This window comes from Sphingomonas sp. P3_C5 (genome assembly GCF_056402635.1).
Map to the genome: position 1 here is coordinate 33,018 of NZ_JBFUHA010000017.1, position 19,408 is coordinate 52,425.

A 19,408-nucleotide genomic window follows, 5' to 3' on the forward strand; every position below is an offset into this window, starting at 1 on the left:
CTGACAAATTCGGGGGATTCCATGGTTGCGATTTTCACAGGTCTCGGTGCCGGCACAGAGCGCGGATCGGCTTCGGTTCTGGGGGGCGTCGGGCTCCTTGGCGCCGCGTCGCTGGGGCGAAATGGCGAGCGGCTCGCGGTGAACGCGGCCAATGGCAATCTCCTGATCACCCAGCAGGACGAATTTCTGGTTGGGCTCGGCCTGAATTCGTCGATCGGGCGGGCCTATAACAGCATCGAAGACGTGTCCGACGGGGATAATAACGACCATTGGCGCCAGAGCACGACGCGTGCCATCCATGGGCTGACCGGCACGCTCAACGCGACCGGCAGCACCGTGAAGCGGACATCGGGTGACGGGTCGGACGTCACCTACACCTGGAACGGTACGGCCTATGTCGCCACTGACGGGAGCGGCGCTTATGACACGCTGACCAATACGAGCGGTGTGTGGACCTGGACCGACGGCGACACGCAGTTCACCGAGAAATATACAGGCTATGGCGTCTACGGCCTGACCGGTACCGTCAACACCGCTGGCAGCACGATCACGCGCCTCAAATCGGACGGTACGAGCAGCATCTATAGCTGGGACACGGCGACCTCCAAATATATCGTCAGTTCAGGCACGGCGAGCACCGACAATCTGACTTATGCCAGCGGCGTGTGGAGCTGGTCCAACAGCGGGAGTCCCGTCGCCCAATATTACTACAGCAATGGCGCGAACTGGCGGATCACCGAGTTTGGCGATACAAAAGGCAACAAGCTCAGCTTCACTTATAACGGGGCGAACCTTGACAAGGTGACGACCCAGAACGGCGAATATGAGCAATATAGCTGGGATAGCAGCGGCAAAATAACCGCGATCGTCACCCACTACGGGACCGGTAACACAAGTACGATTACTCGGACTCAATATTTTTACACCGCCGCCGGTAAGCTATCATCAGTACAGGTCGACCTGACCCCGGAAAATACCGGAGACGGCGCGGTCGCGAACACGACGTATACAACCAGCTATAGCTATTATAGCGATGGCCGCATTTGGGTAATCAGCGAGACTGACGGTTCTTCGGTCACGGTAGAGTATGACGGCTCAGGTCGGGTCTCGAAGCTGACCCAGGCGGTTACGGGCAGCGCGAACCGCGTGTCGACATTCGCCTACGATACCGCCACCCAAACGACCATCACAGACGCGCTGAACCAGAAAACCGTCCTGACATATGACGTGAAGGGAAACCTGACCAAGATCGTTTCATCGGCGGGGCAGGTCCAGCAATTCGCCTACGATCCGAATAACGGCAATGTGACGTCGGTTGATAAGGGAAATGGCGAAGTCGTCTCCTATGGCTATGATTCCTCCGGGAACCGCACCAGCGAGCAGGATGCGCTCGGCAACAGGATCGAGCGAACCTATTTTAAGGGGCGGGTGCTCACTGAGACCCGATTTGTTACTCCTGATCCGGACGGTGCGGGGACCCAGACAGCAAATTTGCCGCAGATCAGCAGGTACTTCTACGACCCGGCCACGCTGAATCTCCTCTATTCGGTCTCGGCTGAAGGCGCCGTGACTGCCTATGGCTATGATGGGAATGGCAACCAGACGAGCGTGATCGAATATGCGGGCGCCAAATTCGACTTTGTCACGTATCCGACACCAAATGCCTCGAACGTTAGCGACTGGATCATTAGCAACGCGAGCAAACGGAGCGCGGCGAGGCGCACTGAGACAGACTATGACGCGCGCGGAAATGTGAAGGCGGTGCGGGGCTATTCGAAACTGTTGTCGAGTGGCCAGTTCGACCTCGCATCGACCAAAAACGAAACCACCTACACCTATAGCCAGCACGGCGATCTGCTCACACGGCTGGTCTCCACTGGTGGCCGGACCAAGATCGAATCCTACACCTATGACGGCCTCAGCCGCATCAAGTCGACCAGCGACAATGACGGCGTCGAGACGTCAGTTCTCTTCGAAGATGCGAACCACACGACCACCGTCACGATGGTCGGTGGTGTCACGCGCGTGTCGGTCTATGATCTTGCCGGCGAACTCATAAGCTCCACTGAGTCTGGGGCCGACGTGGCGTCTGTCATGTCGACCTACAAATATGATGCCTTGGGCCAGCTCAAGCTCAAGAAGGATGCGCTCGGGAACTATAATTATTTCTTCTACGATAGCGTCGGGCGCAAGACCGGTGAGGTCGACGGATCGGGAACGCTCACCGAATATCGCTACAACGCCCAGAACGATGTCACCAGCACGACGCGCTATGCGACGAAGCTCAACTATAGCCAGCTGGTGGATAGCAGCGGCAACCTCGTAACCACCGCCACGCTCGACACCGTGCGTCCGACCGCGAATCCAACCGACGATCAGTGGACGTTCAACATCTACGATCTCGCCCAGCGCCTGGTGCAGACGATCGACGGGACCGGGGCGACCACGGTCTATGCCTATGACGGCCTGTCGCAGCTGGTCTCGACGACTCAACGCGCGGGCAAGGTCTCTCCGACCGATATCGCGACGCTGAAGGCCTTGGAGAGCGGGCCTCCCAATCTGATCGGCAACTGGTCAACCAATGGCGGGTCGCTCATCGGCGGCACGCTTACCCAGACGGCAACCGGCACTTCGGCCTCTATGTGGCAATATTCCCCGATAACGACATCGGGCCAGACGGTCACCTTCACGGTCACGCTCCAGGCGGGCTCGGCAAGCAGCGCGGTCATCGCTCTGTATGGCCCGAGCTCCGGATGGGGCAATGCCGGCGATGCCACGATTTCGCTGTCGGGTCCCGGGACGGCTACGGGGTACCTTGGCGCCAGCTTCCAGATCTCCGGCCTCAGCGCCAATGCCCCGACGGTTATCCAGATCTCGCGCGTCTACAACGCACCTGACAGCCAGATGCAGCCGGCGATCTGGATCGGGACCGGGCTTTCCGCAAGTGCCGGAAACACGCTCCTCGTATCCGCGCCGGTTCTCACCGCGCAAAGCGCGGGCGCGACGATGCCACACATTCCGAGCTATCTGCCGGGTACCGATCCCAACGACCGCCTCAGCCGGATGTTCTACGACATGGACGGCAATGTCACCGGCACCCTCGACGCGGACGGCTATCTCACCAAGATTGTCTATGACGCCGGCGGGCTCAAGACCCAGACCATCGCCTATGCGGCCGCGACCACCTCAAGCCTGCGCGCTGGCGGTACTTTTGCGCAATTGCTTGCGAGCGTCGGCGCCACCAGCGCAACCTCGACCAACAAATATGATGCGCTGGGTCAGCTCAAGCTCAAGGTGGGTGCGCTTGGGCAGTACACCTATTTCTTCTACGATGGCGCCGGACGCAAGACGGCCGAAGTCGATGCGTTGGGCGCAGTCACCGAATATCGCTACGACACTCAGGACGATGTCACCAGCACGACGCGTTATGCGACGAAGCTTAACTATAGCCAGTTGGTGGACAGCAGCGGCAATCCCCTGACCACGATGGTGGATGGCAGCGGCAATACCGTGGCCTTGACGCTTGACGCTGTGCGCCCGGCCGCGAGCACGGACGATCAGTGGACGTTCAACATCTACGATCTCGCTCAGCGCCTGGTGCAGACGATCGATGGGACCGGGGCGACCACGGTCTACGCCTATGACAGCCTGTCGCAGCTGATCTCGACCACCCATTATGCGGGCACGGTCTCTGCGGCCAACATCGCGACGCTGAAGGCGAACGAGACCGCCCCCAATCTGGCCCCCACGGATATCACCCTGTGGACGAAAAATAGCGCGTCGGTCAGTCCCACCACGGTCAACGGGGCGTCTTTCTATCAGGTCACGCAGTCCGCGGTCGGGGCATATTCCACCGTGGAGTTCTCATCCCCGGTGACCGGTGCGGATCAGCAGGTCACCTTCACGGTCACGCTCATGGGGACCGGTGCGGGGACCAGCGCGGTGGTGGCGCTTTATGGCGCGAGCACCGGCTGGGGCGCCAACGCCGATAGCTCCTATGCGATCGTATCGGGCTCCGGCACAATCGCCGGCTATGGCGGCGTCAACTCCGGGGTGACCGTATCGGGGCTGAGCACCAGCGTTGCCACGGTCGTCAGGATCACGCGCACCATCCGTTCCCCTGAAACCCTGCTGAGGCCGTACATCGCCCTGGGCAGCCCTACCGTGGCGGGAACCACGAGTGCGATCCTCCTGGTATCGCCGACGCTGATCATACAAAGCGCCCCCCCACACGCCGCGAGCTATCAGCCGGGTACCGATACAACCAACGACCGCGTCACCCGAATGTTCTACGACCTGGATGGCAACGTCACCGGCACGCTCGACGCGGACGGCTATCTCACCAAGATTGTCTATGACACCAGCGGGCGCAAGACCCAGACCATCGCGTACGCGGCCGTGACCATCTCGACCCTGCGCGCCGGCGGCACTTTTGCGCAATTGCTTGCGAGCGTCGGCACCGCCACCAGCGCAACCTCGACCAACAAATATGATGCGCTGGGTCAGCTCAAGCTCAAGGTGGGCGCGCTCGGGCAGTATACCTATTTCTTCTACGATGGCGCCGGACGCAAGACGGCCGAAGTCGATGCGTTGGGCGCAGTCACCGAATATCGCTACGACGGCCAAGGCGATATCACCAGCACGACGCGCTATGCGACGACGCTCACCTATAGCCAGTTGGTGGACAGCAGCGGCAATCCCCGGACCACGATGGTGGATGGCAGCGGCAATACCGTGGCCTTGACGCTCGATACCGTGCGTCCGGCCTCGAATCCAAACGACGAGCAGCTGACCTACAAATATGACGCTTTGGGTCAGCTCAAACTCATCAAGGACGCGCTCGGGCAGTACACCTATTTCTTCTATGACAGTGCCGGACGCAAAACCGCGGACATCGATGGATTGGGCGACATAACCGAGTATCGCTACGATGCCCAAGGCGATGTCACCAGCACGACGCGCTATGCGACGAAGCTGACACCGGCCCAGCTTGCCTCCCTTGTGGACGGCAACGGCAATCCTACCAGTGTCACGCTGGGCAGCGTGCGTCCGGCCCCGAATCCAAGCGACGATCAGTGGACGTTCAACATCTACGATCTCGACCAGCGCCTGGTGCAGACGATCGACGGGACCGGGGCGACCACGGTCTATGCCTATGACAGCCTGTCGCAGCTGGTCTCGACGACCCAATATGCGGGCAAGGTCTCTCCGACCGATATCGCGGCGCTGAAGGCCTCGGCGGGCGGGGCCCCCAATTTGATCGGCAACTGGTCAGTCAATGGCGGATCGTTCAACGCCGGCGCCTTCGCCCAGACGGCAGCCGGCACTTCGGCCTATCTCGCCCAATGGGTGCCCGTGACCGCGGGGCAGACGGTCACCTTCACGGTGACGCTCAAGGCGGGCACCGCGACCAGCGCGGTTATCGATCTATGGGGGGAGAGCACCGCTTGGGGCAATGGCGGCGACGCAACCATCTCGCTCTCGGGCCCCGGGACGGCCACGGCCTTTATCGGTGCCAGCTTCCAGATCTCCGGCCTCGATGCCAATATCGCGACGACCATCCAGATCTCGCGCGTCTTCAACGCCCCCGATGCGCAGATGGCGCCGCAAATCTGGATCGGGACCGGGCTCACCGCGACTACCGGAAGCTCGATCATCGTGTCCGCGCCGGTTCTCACCTCGCAAGCCCCGGGAGGGACGACGCCGCACGTTCCGAGCTACCTGCCGGGTACCGATCCCAACGACCGCCTCAGCCGGATGTTCTACGACATGGACGGCAATGTCACCGGCACCCTCGACGCGGACGGCTATCTCACCAAGATTGTCTATGATGCCAGCGGGCTCAAGATCCAGACCATCGCTTACGCCCGGGCAGTTGGCACGACTGCCGGCCTACGCGCGAGCGGCGTCTTCACTGATCTTCTGGCGAACGTCTTAAGCGGTGGCACCCTCACCACCTCAACCAACAAATATGATGCGCTGGGTCAGCTCAAGCTCAAGGTGGATGGGCTCGGGCAGTATAATTATTTCTTCTACGATAGCGTCGGGCGCAAGACCGGTGAGGTCGACGGATCGGGAACGCTCACCGAATATCGCTACGACGGCCAAGGCGATGTCACCAGCACGACGCGCTATGCGACGAGGGTCAGCTATGGCCAGTTGGTGGATAACAGCGGCAACCTCATAGCCACAGCCACGCTCGATACTGTGCGTCCGACCACAAATCCAAACGAAAATCAGTGGACGTTCAACATCTACGATCTCGACCAGCGCCTGGTCCAGACGATCGATGGGATGGGTTCGACCACGGTCTACACCTATGACAGCCTGTCGCAGCTGGTTTCGACGACCCATTATGCGGGTGCGGTCTCTGCGACTGATATCGCCACGCTGAAGACCTCGGCCGGCGGGGCCCCCAATCTGATCGGCAGCTGGTCAGTCTATGGCGGATCGTTCAGCGGCGGCACGCTCACCCAGACGGCAACCGGCACTTCGGCCTATCTCTACCAATATGCGCCCGTGACCGCGGGGCAGACAGCCACCTTTACGATCACGCTCCAGGGCACGAGCAGCGCGACCAGCGCGGTTATCGATCTATGGGGGGTGAACACCGGCTGGGGCAATGCTGGCGAGGCAACCATCTCGCTCGCGGGCCCCGGGACGGCTACGGCGCACCTCGGCGCCAGCTTCCAGATCTCCGGCCTCAGCACCACGGCCCCTACGACCATCCAGATATCGCGCGTCTTCAACGGCCCCGACACGCAGATGGTGCCGCAAATCTGGATCGGCACCGGGCTTTCCGCGAGTGCCGGAAACACGCTCCTCGTATCCGCGCCGGTTCTCACCGCGCAAAGCGCGGGGGGCGCCGCCCCGCACGTTCCGAGCTACCTGCCGGCTACCAATGGGCTCGATCGCGTAAGCCGGATGTTCTACGACAAGGACGGCAATGTCATCGGCACCCTCGATGCAGAGGGGGATCTCACCCAGTTCTTCTACGACGCCGCCGGACACAAGGTCCACACGATTGCCTACGCAAAACAAGCGGACGCCTCTCCCCCGAGCCTGCGTGCAACCGGCACATTTGCAGATCTGCTGGCCAATGTCGGCGCGAATCCGACAACCGGGGCCAGTTCCAACCCGAAGGACATTCATCACTGGATGGTCTACGATGCCCGCGGGTTGCTCGCAGCCGAGATAGACGGCGAAGGCGACCTCACGCGCTATTATTATACAAGCCAGGGAGACCTTGCGCAGCAGGTGAGCGGCCAGCAGGTCGATCCGGCGGCATATATGACAACGCCACCCACCATAGCGACATTGCCTGGCGCCGGGAGCGCGATTCTCGATACCGTCGACTATACTTACAACGCCTTTGGCCAGGTGAAGACCCAGGTCAGAAAGCTGTTGGTGACCGCCTCGACGACTGTCTCGACGACGACCAGCTACACCTATGATCAGGTAGGCAATCTGGTCTCGACCACGACCCAGTCGGACAGCAGCGATCCGCATGTGTTCAACCAGCGCTATGACGCGCTTGGGCGGCTGACGGGCGCGCTCAATGCCGAGGGCAATGCGAAGCTCACCGCTGGAATGAACCAGACGGACATCGACGCGGTCTACGCGGCCTGGGGCATCACCTATACCTATGATGCGGACAGCCGCCTGATCGCGACCAGCGAGGGGCGGGGCACCGGTTCGTCCCCTGCGCGGACGCTGAACTATTACAACGCCGATGGCACGCTCGCTTATGTGATCAAGCCGCTCGGAGAGGTAACCGGATACAGCTATAACGGCCTCGGCCAGCGCACCGACACGACCCTCTACGCCAAGCGGATCGACGCCGCCGCCATGACCGGCGGCGCGGCCAGCAGCATCTCGGGCACAAACGCGATCCTCAACCTCCCGACCAGCGGTGCCGATTCCAAGGTCCATGTTGACTATAATGTCGATGGCACGATCAAGGACTCGATTGACACTCTCAACCTGACAACGAACTATTATTACGATGCGTTCGGCGACCTGACCTCCGAGACGGATCCGTTCGATTCCACCGTGTCGCCCACGATCGAGACCAAAAAGACCTATGACCGGCGCGGCCTGCTCAAGACATCGATCATCGACCCGACAGGCAAGGCGATCAGCACCGGCTATGAATATGACGCGTTCGGGCGGGTTGTAACGCTCACCGATCCGGCCTCGCAGCCTACCATCAAGACCTATGATCGCGCCGGGCGGCTCAAGACCAGCAAGGACGCGCTCAACAACATAACGACCTACAGCTATGACGGGCGCGGCAACGTGGCGGCCGTCCAGGATGCGCTCAACAATGTGACGCGCTACGTTTATGACAATGCCGAGCGCCTGATCTACACGATCGACGCGCTCGGTGGTGTCATCCAGAACAGCTACGACAATGAAGGCCGGGTGATCCTCACCCAGGCCTATGCGAAACCGCTTTCTTCCACGAATCTCGCCAGTCTCATTACTCTAGGCACTGCGGCCAAAGTCAGTGACATCGCTTCCTATGTCGTTGCGACCCCGGCTAGCGATGAACTGACCCACTCAGTCTATGATCGCGACGGGAAGCTTCGTTACAGCTTCGACGCGGGCAATTTCGTGACCCAGTTCGACTATGATGTGACCGGCAACGCAATCCGCAGCATCGCCTATAAGGCACCGCTCACCCCGACGGCCTATACGGTCGATGCAATCTCGACCGCCCTCGGCACGCCGCCCAGCGATGCGCAGATCACGCGCAACGTCTACAATACCGATCATCAACGCACCTACGCGATCGACGCCGCCGGCTATGTGACTGCTTACAGCTACGACGCGTATGGCAATGTGACCAAGCAGCTGCAGGCCTTTACGAATTACGTCACGGTTATGGCCGATACGACGGGTAACCCCACCGACGCCGCCATGGCGAACTTCGTGGCGGGCTATCCGAACACCACATACGATCGCATCTCGCGCGCGATCTACGACCAGGACGGCCGGCTGCGCTTCGATGTCGATGCCGAAAAATATGTCACCCAATATACCTACAACGAGGGCGGCAGCGTCCGCTCCACCACCCGTTATGGCGACCGGTTCGATGGTACCACCACCGGTGGCGTCACATATGTCGCCTTCGCCGACAACACGACCCTAGACCTAGCGAAAACCTACGTTGCCGTTACGCCGAGCCCGGACAAACCCGCGGCAAAGACCGAGTATCTCTATGACTCCGCCGGACGCCTCGTCGAGACCGTCGACCCCACGAACGTCCGCACTGTCCTCACCCTCAACCAGCTTGGTCAGGCGACCACAACCGTCTTCGCGCCCGGGACGAGCGACGAAACCATCACCAAGCAGAGCTATGACGCACTCGGCCGGCTGACCTCGACGACCCGCGCCTTCGGCCAGAGTGAGGTGACCACCACCTCCTACAAATATGATGCGCTCGGTCGGGTCACCGGCAAGCTCGAGGGCAATGGCAGCGTGGTCCTCACAGCGCTGGTCTCGCCAAGCCCGACCGATATCGACAATGTCTATACGGCCTACGGCACGACCTACACCTACGATGCCAACGGCAACGTCCTGACGACCTCGGTCGCGCTCGACTCCGGCGTCCCCAACGCGGTGACGACGAACACTTACGACGCTTTCGGTAACGTGCAGACTGTCACCGATCCGCGGCTGAATATCGGCTATTTCTACTATAACACTCTCAACCAGCTGACGCTGCAGGTCGATCCCGAAGGCTATGCGACCGGGACGACCTATACCTTTGCCGGTGAGACCGAGTCGGTAACGCGCTACGTGACGGCGCTGGTCAGCGGGACCTATAGTGCCGGTGTCCGCCCCACGATGGCGCCCCCCGGGGCCGCCGATGAAACCACCACCTTCGGCTATGATTTGCTGAATCGGCTGTCCAGCACGACCGATGCCGCGAATTGTACCGAACGCTACGGACTCGACGCCTTTGGAAACCGCCTTTCGATAACCAATAAGCTCGGCACCGGTGCGGCATACACCACAAACTATACCTACGACCTACGCGGGTTGATGCTCACCGAGACGCTTCCGATACAATCGATTGCAGCCAATGGAACGATAAACGCCAACTCCGTCACGAACACCTATACATATGATTCGCGCGGCAACCGCTTGAAGATGGTCGAGGCTCAGGGCCTGCCGGAACAGAGGACGACACGCTATGAATATGACGCTCTTGATCGCCTGACCAAACAGACGGGTGATGTCGTCGCGACGCTCAACCAGGGCACCGTGGCGCCCGTTACCCGCTATCAATATGACCGACAGGGCAACCTCCTCCTGACCACGGATCCAAACGGGGCCAGGACGTTCAGCTATTACGATCATCTCAATCGCAAGACATTGGAGATCAACGCGGTCGGCACGGCCAGTGCCTGGACTTATGATGCCAACAGCAATGTCGTTCAGCAAAAGATCTACGGCACGGCACAGACTGTGCCTGCGACAACGGACGGCACTAAACCGCCTATCACAAATTCGACCGTTTTCCGTCAGACCGACTATATCTACGACCGCAATAACCGGCTGAAGTCGACCAGCACTCCCAGCGCCCTAACCGGAAAGTGGAATGGGTCGACCTATGTCACCACGCTCGCCACGTCGGCTAACCCGTTGGTTACAGGGCAGACCGCCTATGACGCGTCGGGCAATATCGTTCAGACGACCGATGGGAACGGCGTAAGCGCCTATACTTACTATGATAAGGCCGGTCGCAAGGTCGGGCAGGTCGATGGCGCAGGCTATCTCACCGCCTATGTGCTCGATCAGGACGGGAATGTCCTGACAGAGACGCGCTATGCAACCGCGGTTACGGGTGCGAGCACCAGTTCGACCTTGACCAGCCTGATCAATCTGGCGGGGTCGATCACGAACGCCCGTATCACGCAGTTCGCATACGATAAAATGGGCCGCCGCCTGACCGAGAAGCGTTTGAACGTCGCGTCGGCGATCATCGACGTGAATGGCGGGATGACCACCACGACTGCCGATTCGCTGATCACCTACACCTATAACGGTCTCGGGGAGGTCACTTCCAAAACCGAAGCGGCTGTGGACGTCACCAGCGGTGCGCGCGATGTGACGAATTATACTTATGACGCCGCTGGCCGCTTGATAACGACGCTCGGCGCAAAGATGACGGATTCGGCCGGTTTGCCGATCAGGCTAAAGACGAACAATTCCTATGACGGTCTGAACAATGTGACTCGGACCCAGGTTGGCGCGAATACTGTCAGCAATTGGGTCGACCGCATTAACACCTATGCCTATGGTGCGGACGGCAGGCTGATGGCGACGACCAACGCAGGCGTCAATGCCGCCGAAACCAAGCTCACCACCTATTTCGTCTATGATCTGGCGGGCCACCTTGTGCGGCAGGACCAGATCCGGAACACGTCGGATGCGGCCTCCGATACCGTCGATTTCCGAACCACCTTCTCCTACGATGCCCTTGGTCGCGCAACATCGCAGCAATCTTCCTATCTGTCGGCGACCGCCGCCGCCGTTTACGATTACAGCAAAAATCTGATCGTCAATGGCAGCTTCGAAGACCTCGGCGCGGTCGACCACACGGCGGAGTGGGGCTCTATCACAAGCTCGCTCCCCGGCTGGACGAAGGCCAATACCGGTCTCCTTAATATAACAACCGGTCTGGGATACGGCATTGGTCCTACGGACGGTATTTACGGCCTGGATTCGGATGGCGAAGGCGGTTCGGGCAGCAATATAGACATCAGCCAGACTATAAACGGTTTGACTGCAGGTCAGGTTCTTCAGTTGGGCCTTGATCATATGGGTACGGCATCCTTCTTCCCTAACTCCGTCGAGGTGTCCTGGAACGGCGTGGTGATCGGTACCTTGTCGGGTACTGGCGCCGTAATGAAGACGGACTGGCTCAACGTTACCGCGATCGCGGGAGGCAATACCCTTCGGTTGCGCGAAACCGGGGTTATTAATGCCTATGGCATGGTGTTGGACAATATCCGCCTTTTCGCGGCGCTCCCATCGTCCGCCAGCAGCGGCTGGGTCAATGGCGACAGCCAGGGCGTTACCTATGATACCTATGGCGAAATCGTCGCCCAGAACATCAACGGCACGCTGACCACGCAGGCGGTTTATGACAGCACCGGCCATGTCGTGCAGTCGAACAGCGGGGACGGCACCTGGAAGACCTACATCAATGATGGCAATGGCAATGCCACATTGACGATCCAGACGATCGGCACGACGGACCTTGCACCGCTGACTGTCGATCAGGCCCTTGCGCTGGCGACAAATAATGGGGCCAATACAGCGGGTGCGGCCGCCGGCAATGGCGTGGTGGTGACCATCGGCGTCTTTGACGGCCGTAATCAGCAAACCGAGGTGCGGATGCCGCTCCGTGATTCAGTCATGGACGCCAATAACGTCGTCACCTCCTATACCGTCGGCCAGAACCTCATCAAAACGACACAGGCTTATAACGCCTTTGGCGAGGTCACATCGCAGACCGACGCCCGCGGGAACATCACCAGTTTCGTCTACAATAGCATGGGCAGGGTAACCGCTCAGATCAGCCCGCAAGTGCAGATAACGGGTGAAGACGGCCAGCCGACCAGCTCCGTGCAAACGCGGTATGACGCCAACTCAGCCTGGAACACCACGCCGACACAATATAGCTATTTCGATGCTTCGGGTCGCCTCGTCGCGACCCGCGACGCCAACGGCAATTTGACGACCCGCATCCTGCTGGCGGGCTCGGGCTATGGCGGAGCTGATCCGCTCACGCTTGTCGAAATTCATCCCGACGGTGGCAAGATCAAGACGGGCTATGACGTTTTTGGCGACGCGGTCACCATTACGGACGCGTTGAATAAGGTCACGACCAACACGTTCGACCAGGTCGGCAACCTCATCGAGGTGGACCATCCCATCCGTGCCTACAATTCGGATGGATCGGCGGGCGATGGTTTGCAGCTGAAAGACTATTATAGCTATGACGGCCAGGGCGAACGGGTTGGTCACTCGAACAATGTTCTGACTGATTCCGGGGGCGCGCCTGCCATTGAGACGACCTCGTACGATGCGGAAGGCCGTGTCGTTTCGACCACGGATTTTGGCGGCCATACGATTCGATATATGTATCAGTGGAATGCCGCCCAGGCGACGGCCGGGTTGGCGACGTACGGCGGGTGGACGAAGACCGTCGTCTATCTGGATAGCTCGAAGATCTCAAAGGACTCGACTGATTCTTTCGGTCGTGAAGTGGCCAAGACGGATCTCGGTGGAAATGTCTATAGCTATACCTTCAACAAGGCCGGTCAACTCGTCACGGAAACGAGCGTAACGGCCACAGGGGTGGCAGCTGAAAACATCTCCTACAGCTATGACAATACCGGCAAAATCAGTAAGATTACTGATAATTCAGCGAGATCGTCGATCTATTATTCGGCCAGTGTCGAATCGAAATTTAGCTATGATAGGTCCGGTAATCGGGTAACCACCAACTACACTTCGACCAGCAATTATCAGAATTCATATTACGGCTACTATTATAGCATCCCCATCACGACGGTCCTGGAAAATTCAACCGCGACCTATGACGCGATGAACCGGGTGATGAGGATTTTGGATCCCGGAGACAGCGGCAACAGCCGCCCGAGCTTCGACCAGACCCGCACCTATGACGCCAATGGCAATGTGCGCTCGAACATTACCACGCACCAGGGCATCGATGGCTACCAGAACCTCACTGCGGCGACCACGGATACCTATTGGTTTGCCTATGACAGCATGAACCAATTCACGGTTACTGAGGGCACGCTTTCGGGCCCGCCGGGCGCGGCGGGTACACACGTCATCGCCGGGACAACGGGTACGGCGATCACCTACTATGCGACTGGTCAGCGCAAGACGGCGACTTCCTATTCCGGCTATCAATATTCGCAGGACACCTATGTCTATACCGCCGATGGGTATCTCTCGACGGTCGGCATCGGCACGTCGTCGAACGGGGGCGCCACCTTCACGTCCCCGGTCACCCGCTCGGTGGACACGCGCGACGCACTTGGCCGGGTGACGGGGCATAATGAATATAATGCCAGCGGTACTGTCGTCGTGTACTCCCGTACGGCGATCTACAACAATCTCGGTCAGGTTACGTCGGATCAGGTAGCGGCCGTGCAGGGGAGCGACACAAATGTCGGCTCCACGACCTATCTTTATTCACAGGCAGGGGTGAGTGGGACCTATGTCAACGGGAATATATTGAGTCAGTCAACAATCAACAAGAAAAATGGTACGTATAAATCCACCGTTACTACGGCAAACTCCTATAGCTGGTATGACAATGCGCAGCAGAGAGAAATCACGGCTGCAACTACGGGCGATCAGGCCGGCAATACCACGTCCATTTTCAGCTACGACGGCAATGGTCACGTCGCGCAAGTCACGCGCACCGGGCAGAATGCCAACACCATCAGCTATACCACCACCTCTTCCGGGCAGATCATGGCCCGCAAGCAGCAGCAGTCCGCCGGCGGCGCGAGCCCTGCGGAATATTATTTCTACCTCAACAATGTCATGGTCGGCGAGATCTCCAACAATGGTTCGGAGAACCCCAATTATGCCGCCAGCATCACCCAACACACCACCGCGCCCCCCTCGCCATCCGGGCCCTTTGCCAACGGCGCGACGACCGGCTCGTCCTACGCCAATTTCGATCTGAGCTATCAGGCGATGAACCCTACGGCCATGGCGGAGAATGGTTCAGGCCAGGCCTACACGGTCATCCAGGGCGACACGCTCTCCACCGTGGCGCAGAATATCTATGGCGACAGTGCGCTATGGTATCTTATCGCCGAGGCCAACGGACTGAATGCCAACAGTCCGCTCACGGCCGGGCAGCTTCTGATCGTCCCATCCAAGATAGCGAACTCGCACAACAACGCGTCTACCTTCAGGCCCTATAATCCCAACGCAGCGCTTGGCGATATTCAGCCAGGCGCGCCGGTCCCGCCGAAGAAGGGTTGCGGCATCCTCGGGATGATCCTGCTTGCCGTGATCGCGATCGCGGTCACGGTTGTGACTGCCGGCGCGGCAGCGGCTGCCGCCGCGCCCTCGATTACCGGAATTTTTGGCGCTGGCGGAGGGATCAGCGCAATCTTCGGCGGAACCCTTGCTGGAGCTATAGGTGGAGGCTTGGGAGGCACATTGGGTGTCATCGCGATCGGTGCCGGTTCGGCTGCCATCGGCTCGATCGTATCTCAGGGGATAGGTGTCGCCACCGGCTTGCAGGATCACTTTAGCTGGAAAGCGGTCGGCATGGCCGCCTTGGGCGGAGGGGTGACCGCAGGCATTGGCGGGGGAGGTATATTTGGGACAAAAAGCTTCGCTGCAGGTTTGGGGATTGGCAGCAAGGTACTGCAGGCTGGTGTTAACGGCGCCGTGGGCAGCGCAATCACCCAAGGTCTAGGCGTCGCGACTCGACTTCAGCACGGCTTCGATTGGGTTGGTGTAGCCGCCGCGGGAATCGGTGCTGCAGCAGGCGAAATCGCCTTCCCCAAACTTCCCTCACTATCCGGAGGGGGCAACACAATCGGCAATTATGCGGCGCATTTTGCACAGAACAGTGTGAGCGCGATTGCTAACGCCGCAACGCGTAGTCTCATCACCGGCTCCGATTTCGGTGACAATATTGTTGGAGCGTTGCCCGGTGTGATTGCGCAAACAATTGGCGATTTGATCTCCAATGGGGTTTCCAGCGCAGATAAGAAAAAACCCGCGGGCAAGGTGATTGATCCTGGTGAACATCAACAAAGTACGGACACTTCGAATACAAGTGGACTGTCACCGGAATCCGTTGATGCCGCCCGGTTGGACAAGGTGCGCGCAATCGTCGAAGCATCTGCGCAACGGCAATCTCTCAAAATTGTCAGGCGCGGGATTGTACAACAGCCTTTAATTCCGAGTGGAAACTTCGTTGATACAGCCCCAGATATTGATTATCAACCAGGGGTGGCTGATCGCGGCGGGCAAAATATTACTTACAATGGGGACATTACCGGAAAAATTCTATACGGTGCGTGGGGGCTATTCAGTGATGGCACCGTGAATGAATTCTACCAAGTCAACGATGGCCCCGCAGATCGCTATACCGGCGGTAATCAAAATTTGGATAATGGTCTATCGATTGTCTACGGCCCAAGGCAATCGGATGTAGTTGTTACCGGCACCAGAATAAAGGAGCAGCCTCAACCGGAATCTCAGGAAGAAAGAGATATGGACGAAGCTGCTGCGGAGATGAGCCGTGGCGATTTGTATAGTAATCACTACGCACCGGATGATCCTTCGGTTTTTATGCCAGCCACACCTTCGCAGAGGTTGGAACATGCCGCGACCACGATATCAAGAGCGAATGATAACGTATATGATTACTATAAAACGCTGAGCAAGCTGTCTGATCGCGTAACTGATCGAGTTCCTGTGTTGAGAGGAGTGGTATTCGAGGCAGACGCCGCGATGGCCTTTGGTCATACCGTGGTAAAGGCTGGAACTAGTACCATGCATGCCGTTGCTGATCCTGTGGGTGCTATAAAAGGACTGGGGACGGGGCTTGCTCATGGTGTGGATGACTTACTGAATCTAAACAACACGCCCGCATATGTAGAGCTGGGCAAGCTGGCGAATTACGTCTCGCACCTCGATAGGCACCAAGTCGCAGCAGGATACGGGACAGGTGCCGCGTATGTGGTCATGGCCCTCAATCCGGCGGGGGAAGTTGCTGATGGCGTGGAAGCATCTACGCTGATAGCGAGGGACATCCGGGCTCTCAACGAGTTTGGGGATGAGAGTGCGATGGCGGGCGCCGCAAGATCATCGACGCCCAGTATCGAAGTTGGCTCTGCTCCGGTCCGCAACGATGCGCTCATGGAATTGGCGCAAGCTGCAAGCCCGCGTGGGCGTGCAGTCGCTGCTATGTCGGACGCTCGGATCGCTACCAGCGGGTCCGGGATTTCCGAAGTCGATTCATTGGTAACGTCTTCAATATCCCGCGTTGAGGACGCCCAGGCGGCGATCGACATTCAGCGCGTTGCCTCCGGAGGAAGCGTCATTGATCTCGGTGTCGACGCTAGTCCGCTTGCCAGTTCGCGCATTGCCGGATTCGAAGAGCCGGTGGGGAGGATTCAGGCTCTCGCTCCGGAGCGCGGGCTCGGCGGCGGAATCTATGACCTCGGAATCAGCTMGCCACGATACACACTGAATGCCCCAACAAATACTTGGGCTGGGAATACTGCGGGAACGGTCCGCGCGTTCGCCGCAAACAGGGTAGGCGCCGACCTGATCGTCAGCAGGCCAAAAATATTGAGCAACGCGAACCTACCGCCCGATGAGCTGGCTTATTTGCAGAAGCAGTTCTCTAGAAAAGCGTTGTCGATCCAGCGTGCTGCAAAACGCGGCGATCTCACATTCTCTCCGGGAACTGATAGTGTTCGTATCAAAAGCTTGCAGGAAGCATATCGCGCCGATGTCATCGCACGATATAAAAGCATGTATGGGAAACCTCTCGATCTCAGTAGGTTTAATGCCGACCACCCCGTTGATTTGATCGTCGGGGGCGCGGCCGATCAACGGCTTAGGCTGCTGAACGACACAATAAATCAGAGCGTAGGTTCCTCCTTGAGGCAGGCTGCGAAGCGTGCCAACCTCATCCCAGGGGCTCCAATCAATAGCGTGACATTCAGATAAGAGTTGCAATTATGACCAGCATCACAACCGACACAGCCACGTTCTGTCTGTTTGACCTTGAGTGCCTCCGGCATCGGAAAGATGATGCGGGAGACTGGTGGTCCATCCACGCAGACAAGATCGTAGAGATAAACAAAGGTAATATAATAATCTGCGACCTCGGATCGGATGGAACGTATGAGGTCATATTCTCAGATCAAAATATTGAGACTGATCATAGATATAACTTCAAGACGGAAACTGGTAAGGTGTATTACGGGCCGGGCGAGGAAATATCCGGCGGAGGCTTCGAGCCTGACGGCTCGTGGGGCGGCGGTTTTATTTTCTTAGAGCCGGGAAATTACACTTGTAGCGTAAAAAAATATCTTAGTAATATAGTCGTTCACATAAGTGCGAGTGACACAGGCACAAATAATATTATTGAAGTAATAAGGATTTAGCCAGCTGCTGCAGAGTGGGCGTCATACGCAAAATTTCAGGTGGCGGTGTCAATTTTGAAGCGCACTGCGGCGCCTTTGGCGGGAATTACCGTGACGTGGCGTAATTGGAATTACGGTGACACGTGCAATAACCCCTTTTCTCTGAGCTCCGGAGCCGCTAACCTCCCACAATGGCCCGCCTCCCACGCATCGTCCTCCCCGGCATCCCCCATCATGTGACCCAGCGCGGCAACCGGCGGGAGAAAGTATTCTTCGAAGACGGTGACTACGAACTCTATCTCGACCTCCTGGAATTACGGTGACACGTGCAATAACCCCTTTTCTCCCGCACCTTCACCCGCTAACCTCCCACCATGGCCCGCCTCCCGCGCATCGTCCTCCCCGGCATCCCGCATCACGTGACCCAGCGCGGCAACCGGCGGGAGAAGGTGTTCTTCGAGGACGGTGACTACGAACTCTACCTCGACCTGCTTGCGGATGCCGCCGGCCGGGCAGGGGTGGAGATCTGGTCCTATTGCCTGATGCCCAACCACGTTCACATCGTCGCCGTGCCGCGCGACGAAAAGGGGCTGAGCCGCGCCTTTCGCTACGTCCACCGCCACTATACCGGCTATATCAACGCGCGGATGCGGGTGACCGGGCATCTGTGGCAGGGCCGCTTCAGCTCGGTCGCGATGGACGAGGCGCATTTCGTCGCTGCGCTGCGCTATGTCGCGCTCAACCCGGTCCGCGCCCGGCTGACCGAGCGCGCCGAGGACTGGCGCTGGTCGAGCACCAGGGCGCATCTTGCCGGCGAGAACGACCATGTCGTCACCGTCACCCCGGCGCTCGAGCGCGTCGGCGATTTCGCCGCCTTTCTCGGCGAACCCTTTAATGAAGCGATGGCCTATGCGGCGCTCCGCAAGGCCGAGAGCGTCGGGCGCCCGGTCGGCTCGCCCGAATGGCTCGAGGACATGGAGGCGCGAACAGGGCTCACGCTCGCGCCCGGCAAGCGCGGGCCCAAGCCCAAAGCCGCTTAGGGGTTACCGCACCTTTTTGTCGCACCCGCCGATCTGTACAATGTTCTGTACAGATCCCCCCGATACCCCCGACAGGCATGACAAAATTCTCCAACACGTCAGACGCCATTTCGCGCATTCCCCCTCGTGAAACTCCAACGCGACCGCCCAAACCCCACCTGAATTATGTCACACGTCCAACAT

Annotated in this window: 3 protein-coding genes; all 3 read left to right on the forward strand. The window is 59.0% G+C overall.

The genetic code is table 11. The annotated features are described in order from the left end of the window. Positions 1–21: 21 nt before the first annotated feature. A complete protein-coding gene (locus AC1DVS_RS25920) occupies positions 22–17,766 on the forward strand; it encodes a LysM peptidoglycan-binding domain-containing protein (protein WP_478027389.1) in 17,745 nt (5,914 codons plus the stop codon). Between the two features lie 11 nt (positions 17,767–17,777). Then, entirely contained in the window at positions 17,778–18,206 is a 429-nt protein-coding gene (locus AC1DVS_RS25925; RefSeq protein ID WP_478027390.1) for a DUF6386 family protein, read from the forward strand. Positions 18,207–18,559: 353 nt separating this feature from the next. Continuing rightward, positions 18,560–19,225, forward strand: coding sequence for a transposase (locus AC1DVS_RS25930; RefSeq protein ID WP_478027391.1), 666 nt, complete (start codon positions 18,560–18,562; stop codon positions 19,223–19,225). The last annotated feature ends 183 nt before the right edge of the window (positions 19,226–19,408 follow it).

Excerpts from the sequence above, each read along its gene's own strand:
- AC1DVS_RS25925 (WP_478027390.1), top strand. The coding sequence starts at position 17,778 with ATGACCAGCATCACAACCGACACAGCCACGTTCTGTCTGTTTGACCTT.
- AC1DVS_RS25930 (WP_478027391.1), top strand. The coding sequence starts at position 18,560 with ATGGCCCGCCTCCCGCGCATCGTCCTCCCCGGCATCCCGCATCACGTG.